7 protein-coding genes and 1 pseudogene are annotated in these 6,769 nt (G+C 69.4%); all 8 read left to right on the top strand.

Annotated elements, in window-relative coordinates:
• Positions 1-608 (top strand): SDR family oxidoreductase (locus E1218_RS34330; protein ID WP_132327210.1); only part of this gene is annotated, 608 nt, incomplete at its 5' end.
• Positions 609-660: 52 nt separating this feature from the next.
• Positions 661-1,608, top strand: a complete 948-nt coding sequence (locus E1218_RS34335; protein ID WP_132327211.1) for an ABC transporter ATP-binding protein — start codon at positions 661-663, stop codon at positions 1,606-1,608.
• Positions 1,608-2,390: an ABC transporter permease gene (locus E1218_RS34340; protein WP_132327212.1), complete on the top strand. Its 783-nt coding sequence runs from the start codon at positions 1,608-1,610 to the stop codon at positions 2,388-2,390. The genes E1218_RS34335 and E1218_RS34340 overlap by 1 nt, the downstream gene beginning before the upstream one ends.
• Complete coding sequence (locus E1218_RS34345) at positions 2,390-3,193, top strand: ABC transporter permease (RefSeq protein WP_132327213.1); 804 nt, start codon at positions 2,390-2,392, stop codon at positions 3,191-3,193. The genes E1218_RS34340 and E1218_RS34345 overlap by 1 nt, the downstream gene beginning before the upstream one ends.
• A 65-nt stretch (positions 3,194-3,258) precedes the next feature.
• Positions 3,259-3,999 (top strand): hypothetical protein, encoded by a 741-nt coding sequence (locus tag E1218_RS34350; RefSeq protein ID WP_132327214.1) that lies wholly within the window; start codon positions 3,259-3,261, stop codon positions 3,997-3,999.
• 36 nt (positions 4,000-4,035) lie between these two features.
• A complete protein-coding gene (gene ilvA / locus E1218_RS34355; RefSeq protein ID WP_132327215.1) occupies positions 4,036-5,238 on the top strand; it encodes a threonine ammonia-lyase in 1,203 nt (400 codons plus the stop codon).
• 11 nt (positions 5,239-5,249) lie between these two features.
• On the top strand, positions 5,250-6,593 hold the full coding sequence (locus tag E1218_RS34360; protein WP_165949546.1) for an extracellular solute-binding protein: 1,344 nt from the start codon (positions 5,250-5,252) through the stop codon (positions 6,591-6,593).
• A pseudogene (locus E1218_RS34365) lies at positions 6,590-6,769 on the top strand (sugar ABC transporter permease); the annotation flags it as partial. The gene E1218_RS34360 and the pseudogene E1218_RS34365, both read left to right, overlap by 4 nt.

Below are 6,769 nucleotides of genomic sequence, written 5' to 3' on the forward strand. Positions count from 1 at the left end.
CCGCCGCACTGTCCGCTGAGGGACGAGTCAGGACCGCGGTGCTGGACGTCGCCGACGGGGAGGCGGTACGGACGTTCTTCGGTGGGCTCGAGCGGATCGACGTCCTGGTCAACAACGCGGGCACGGGGGCGCCCGCGGCCGCCGTACCGGACGTGTCGGAGGACGACTGGCGGCGGGTGGTCGACACCAACCTGACCGGGTCGTTCCTATGTGCGCAGGCCGCGTTCGCGCTGATGTTGACGCAGGATCCGAAGGGCGGGCGGATCATCAACAACGGGTCGATCTCGGCGCACGTGCCGCGGCCGCAGGGGATCGCCTACACCGCCAGCAAGCACGCGATCAGCGGTCTCACCAAGGGACTCGAGCTGGAGGGCCGGGCGCACGGGATCACCGCGTGCCAGATCGACATCGGGAACGCAGCCACCGCGATGACCGAGCGGATGGAGCAGGGCGTGCTGCAGCCGGACGGGTCGATCGCCGTGGAACCGACGTTCGATCCGAAGATCGTCGCCGACTTCGTCGTCAGGATCGCGCAGCTGCCGACGTCGGTCGCCGTGCCCGCGCTCACGGTGATGGCGGCCGGGATGCCGTACGTCGGCCGCGGCTGATCCGGTCGCAAAACGACAAGAAAGTGTCAGCGGGTGCGTCTAGGGTCGGGCTGTGAGTGAGCAGCGGGAGTCCCTGGTCCATGTCCGCGGGCTGCGGAAGTCGTACGGCGACTTCGAGGCGGTCCGGGGAATCGACCTGGACGTGTGGCGTGGGGAGGCGTTCGGGTTCCTCGGGCCGAACGGCGCGGGCAAGTCGTCGACGATGCGGATGATCGGCGCGGTCTCGCCGGCCAGCGGCGGGACGCTGCGGATCCTTGGCATGGACCCGGCGACCGAGGGCCCGTCGATTCGCGCCCGGCTGGGGGTGTGCCCGCAGGACGACACCCTCGACACCGAGCTGACCGTCCGGGAGAACCTGACCATCTACGGGCGGTACTTCGGGCTCAGCCGGGCCGAGTGCCGGTTGCGGGCCGACGAGCTGCTCGAGTTCGTCGCGCTCACCGAGAAGGCCAAGGTCAAGGTCGACGAGCTGTCCGGCGGGATGAAGCGGCGGCTGACGATCGCCCGGTCGCTGGTCAGCAAACCCGACCTGCTCCTGCTCGACGAGCCGACGACCGGTCTCGACCCACAGGCGCGGCACCTGTTGTGGGACAAGCTGTTCCGGCTGAAGCAGGCCGGCGTGACGCTGATCATCACCACCCACTACATGGACGAGGCCGAGCAGCTCTGCGACCGGCTGGTGGTGATGGACGGCGGGCTGATCGCCGCCGAAGGGTCGCCGGCCCAGCTGATCCGCGACTACTCGACCCGTGAGGTCACCGAGCTGCGGTTCGGTCCGGACGTGATGCTGGCCGACCACGACGCCCTCGCCGGGAAGGTCGAGGACCTGGCCCAGCGGATCGAGGTGCTGCCGGACCGGCTGCTGCTCTACACCGACGACGGCGAGCACGCGGTCGCCGCGGTCCACGAGCGCGGTCTGCAGCCGGCCGCGGTGCTGGTCCGGCGCTCGACGCTGGAGGACGTGTTCCTGCGGCTCACCGGCCGGACGCTGGTGGACTGATGGCGCTCGCACTGGAGAACGGGCGTCGCCAGTTCGACTACTGGCTGACCGTCTACAAACGCACCTGGAAGGGCACGCTGGTCAGCAGCTTCCTGCTGCCCCTGCTGTACCTGGCCGCGATGGGGATCGGGCTCGGCTCCTTCGTCGACAGCAACGGGACCGGCGCCCTGGGTGGCGTGAACTACCTGCAGTACATCGCGCCCGGGCTGCTCGCCTCGACCGGACTGCAGATCGCCGTCGGCGAGGCGACGTACCCGGTGATGAGCGGATTGAAGTGGCAGAAGTTCTACTACTCGATGATCGCGACGCCGTTGCGGCCGGCGGATGTCGTCTACGGGCAGTTCGCGTTCATCGCGTTCCGGGTGACGAGCACCTGCCTGGTGTTCCTGCTGGTGATCGCCGCGTTCGGTGGTCTGGAGTCACCGTTGGGCCTGTTGGGATTGCCGGTCGCCCTCCTGGTCGGGATGGCCGCCGCCGCGCCCGTGGCGGCGTACGCGACGAAGCTGGACAACGACGCGGGCTTCGCGATGATCTTCCGGTTCGGCGTGGTCCCGGCGTTCCTGTTCTCGGGTGCGTTCTTCCCGGTGTCGCAGTTGCCGGACTGGATCGAGTGGCTCGCCTACGTCAGCCCGCTGTGGCACGGCGTCGAGCTGTCCCGGGACCTCAGCCTCGGCACGGTCGAGCCGTGGATGACGGTGCTCAACCTCGGGTACCTGCTGTCCTGGTTCGGGATCGGCACGTGGCTCGCGGTCCGCGGCTTCACCAGGAAGTTGATCGGCTGATGGCGACCTTGACCACCCGGGTCGTCCCGGTCCCGCTCCGGCTCGGTGGCGGGCGCCACATCGTCGAGCGCAACTTCGTGATGTACCGCCGGTCCTGGGTCGTGTTCCTGTCCGGCTTCTTCGAGCCGGTCTTCTACCTGCTGTCGATCGGTGTCGGCGTCGCCCAGCTGGTCGGCGACTTCACCCTGTCCGACGGCACCACGATCGGGTACGCCGCCTTCGTCGCGCCGGCGATGCTGGCCAGTTCGGCGATGAACGGCGCGGTCTTCGACTCGACGTACAACATCTTCTTCCGGATGAAGTACGCCAAGCTGTACGACTCGATGCTGGCGACCCCGCTGCGGCCGTGGGACGTCGCGACCGGCGAGGTGACCTGGGCGCTGCTGCGCGGGGCCTGCTACTCGGCGATGTTCATCCTGGTGATGCTGGGCATGGGGCTGGTGTCGTCGTGGTGGGCGGTGCTCGCGCTGCCGGCCTCGGTGCTGATCGGCTTCGCGTTCGCCGGGGCCGGGATGGCGCTGACGACGTTCATGCGCAGCTGGCAGGACTTCGAGTTCGTGCAGCTGGCGATCATCCCGATGTTCCTGTTCTCGGCCACCTTCTACCCGGTCGAGACCTACCCGGGCGCGATCCGGTGGCTGGTCGAGATCACCCCGCTCTACCAGGGCGTCGTCCTCGAGCGCGCGTTCACCACCGGCGCGGTCGGCTGGACCCTCCTGGTCAACGCCTTCTACCTCGGCGCCATGGGCACCCTCGGCATGTACGTCGCCTCCCGCCGCCTCGGCAGGCTCCTGCTCAAGTAGTCACCGAAAGTGAAGCTCCGGAACCGGAGGGTTCACGGCGTCGTCGCACAGGAATGATGCGGCGGGTGAAGAATCCGATAGGAGTGCTGCGCCGGCGGGCTGAGCTGAAGGCGCCACGGGAGCGGTTGCCGGGTGGCCGGCGGCGGTGGATCCGGTCGTCGATGGACTGGCTGGCCGGCGAGTTCGGGCGGGACGTGCTGATGCGGTCGATCGTGCTGCCCGACGACCTGGTTCCGGCCGGGTACGACGGTGGTCTCGCCGCTGCCGAGGAGTTGTGTGCCCGGGTCGCGGAGCGGATGGACCTGCCGTCGGGGCAGTGCGCGCTCAGCTTCGGGCTCGCCGCGGACGGCGTACGACGTCCGGCGTTCCGCGGGGTGGTGAGGGAGCAGTCCGGCCGGTGGATCCGCGGGGTGGCCGGCAACGAGATCCAGCTCGCACCGGCGCTGGCCGCCGACCCGGTCGCGCTGGTGGCGATCTTCGCGCACGAGGCCGGGCACGAACTGCTGCTCGGCGGCGGCCGGATCTCGTTCGCGCACCGGCCCGACCACGAGCCGCTGACCGATCTGCTCACCGTGTTCTACGGACTCGGGATCTTCACCGCGAACGCGGCGTACGAGCGGCGGCCGCGGCCGAACGGCCGGGGCAAGCAGCCGCTGGCTCGGGGCTACCTGCGCGAGGCCGCGCTGTCGGAGGCGCTCGCGTACTACGCCCTGCTCCGCGGCGAGCGCCATCCGGACTGGGACCGCCACCTGGATCCGCCGGTCCGCCGGGTGATGCGCAACCAACTGTCGGTCCTCACCAAATGATCAGCGGGTAGCGCCGCCGCGCCGTAATGTGAGGGCGTGATCGATGCCAAGGACATCGCCCGCGCGGCGGACCTGCTGCACGACGTCGTGGCGCCGACTCCGCTGGAGTACTCACGCTGGCTGAGCGAGCTCGTCGGCGGCGACGTGTTCCTCAAATGCGAGAACCTGCAGCGGACCGGCTCGTTCAAGCTGCGCGGTGCGTACGTCCGGATGGCCCGGCTGTCGAAGGCCGAGCGCAACCGAGGTGTGGTCGCGGCGAGCGCGGGCAACCACGCACAGGGCGTGGCGCTGGCGGCGCAACTCCTCGGGATCAAGGCGACCGTGTTCATGCCGCACGGCGCACCCATCCCCAAGGAGAAGGCGACCCGCGCGTACGGCGCCGAGATCCGGTTCGCCGGCACGTCGATCGACGACTGCCTGCGGGCCGCCCGGGCGTTCGAGGCCGAGACCGGTGCGGTGCTGATCCACCCCTTCGACCACCCGGACATCGTCGCCGGCCAGGCGACCACCGGGCTGGAGATCGTCGAGCAGTGCCCGCAGGTGCGGACGGTGGTCGTACCGACCGGAGGCGGGGGCCTGGTCGCCGGCATCGCGGCCGCGATGCAGCGCGACGGGATCCCGATCGAGGTCGTCGGCGTGCAGGCGGCCGGCGCGGCGGCGTACCCGGCCTCGCTCGCGGCCGGTGAGCCGGTCCAGCTGGACGACATGTCGACGATGGCGGACGGGATCGCGGTCGGGTTGCCCGGCGAGGTGCCGTTCGCGGCGGTCCAGCAGTACGTCGGCGAGATGCGCACCGTCGGCGAGGATTCGTTGTCCAAGGCCCTCTTGCTGATCCTGGAGCGGGCGAAGCTCGTGGTCGAGCCGGCCGGCGCCGCCGCGGTGGCCGCCGTACTGGACGAGCCGGGCCGGTTCAGGCCGCCGGTCGTGGTGGTGCTGTCCGGCGGCAACATCGACCCGCTGCTGCTGATGCGGGTGATCAGGCACGGCATGGCCGCGGCCGGCCGGTACCTGTCCCTGCGCGTGCGGATCCCGGACACGCCGGGCGGTCTGGCGACCCTGCTCACCGAGCTCGCGGCGCTGGACGCGAACATCATCGAGGTGCTGCACGAGCGCATCTCCGAGACGCTGAACCTGGACGAGGTCGAGGTCGCCCTGCAGCTCGAGCTGCGGGGTGAGGAGCACCGTGAACGGGTATTGACCGGTCTGACGGGCCACGGGTACACGTACACGCTGAACTGAGGAGTTCCCTTGTGAAGAAGACAGTCATCGCTGCCTCGGCGGCTTTGTTGCTCACGGCAGCAGCCTGTACGCCGGGATCCGACAGCCCGAGCGGCAGCACCAGCGCACCCAGCACGGTGAAGACCGACGCGGCCGCCCTCGGCGACGTCCAGCTGACCGTCTGGGACCAGGAGGTCCGCGGCGGCCAGGCGGCCCAGATGGCCGAGCTGGTCAAGCAGTTCCAGGCGAAGTACCCGAACATCAAGGTCAACCGGGTCTCGCGCTCGTTCGACGACCTGAAAACCACGCTGCGACTGGCGCTGTCGGGGAACAACGCACCCGACGTCGTGCAGGCGAACAACGGCCGCTCGGACATGGGCGAGTTCGTCAAGGCCGGCCAACTGGTGCCGCTGGACGAGTGGGCGAAGGCCTACGACTGGGGCAGCCGGTACCCGGGCTCGGTGCTGCAGTACTCGCGCTACTCGGCGGACGGCAAGACCTTCGGCGAGGGCAACCTCTACGGCCTGCCGCAGGTCGGCGAGGTGGTCGGGATCTACTACAACAAGGAGAAGCTGACCAAGCTCGGCGTCCAGCCGCCGCAGACCTGGGCCGAGTTCGAGGACGCGCTGGCGAAGGCGAAGGCCGCCGGTGAGGTGCCGATGCAGTTCGGCAACCTGGACAAGTGGCCGGCGATCCACGTGTTCGGCACGGTGCAGGACCGGTACGTGCCGGCCGACCAGATCACCACCCTCGCGTTCGGCCGGCCGGGCGCGTCCTGGAAGACCCCGGAGAACACGAAGGCCGCCGAGGCGCTGGTCTCCTGGGTGGACAAGGGCTACTTCAACCAGGGATTCAACGGACAGGGGTACGACCCGGCCTGGCAGGACTTCGGCAAGGGCAACGGCGTGTTCCTGATCGCCGGCACCTGGCTGCAGGCCGACCTGCAGAAGGCGCTCGGTGACAAGGTCGGCTTCATGCTGCCGCCGGGGGAGCAGGCCGACGCCAAGCCGGTCGTCACCGGCGGCACCGGTCTGCCGTTCGCGATCACCAACAAGGCGAAGAACGCGGACGCGGCCGCGGCGTACATCAACTTCATCACCAGCCCGGACGCGATGAAGGTCCTGACCAGCACCGGCAACCTGCCGATCGCCGACACCTCGGAGCAGCAGGCCCCGGCCGGTCTGGCCGGTGACATCTTCACCAGCTTCGGTACGGCGGTCAGCAAGGAGGGCCTGGTGCCGTACCTCGACTACGCGACGCCGACGATGTACGACACCATCGGCGCGGCGCTGCAGGACCTGCTGGCGAAGAAGGCGACACCGGCGCAGTTCCTCGAGAAACTCGAGGCCGACTACAGCAAGTTCGCCGGCAAGTGAGTTCACCGCCCGGAGAGCCGCGCCGGATCGGGTACCTGTACCTCCTGCCGGCGCTGCTCGTGTACGGCGCCTTCCTGCTGTACCCGCTGCTTCGTGCGGTGCACCTGTCGCTGTTCGAGTGGAACGGGATCACGCTCGCCCGCTTCGTCGGCCTGAGCAACTACCTGGACGTGGTC

Origin of the sequence: Kribbella turkmenica (assembly GCF_004348725.1) — a bacterium.
Taxonomy (GTDB): domain Bacteria; phylum Actinomycetota; class Actinomycetes; order Propionibacteriales; family Kribbellaceae; genus Kribbella; species Kribbella turkmenica.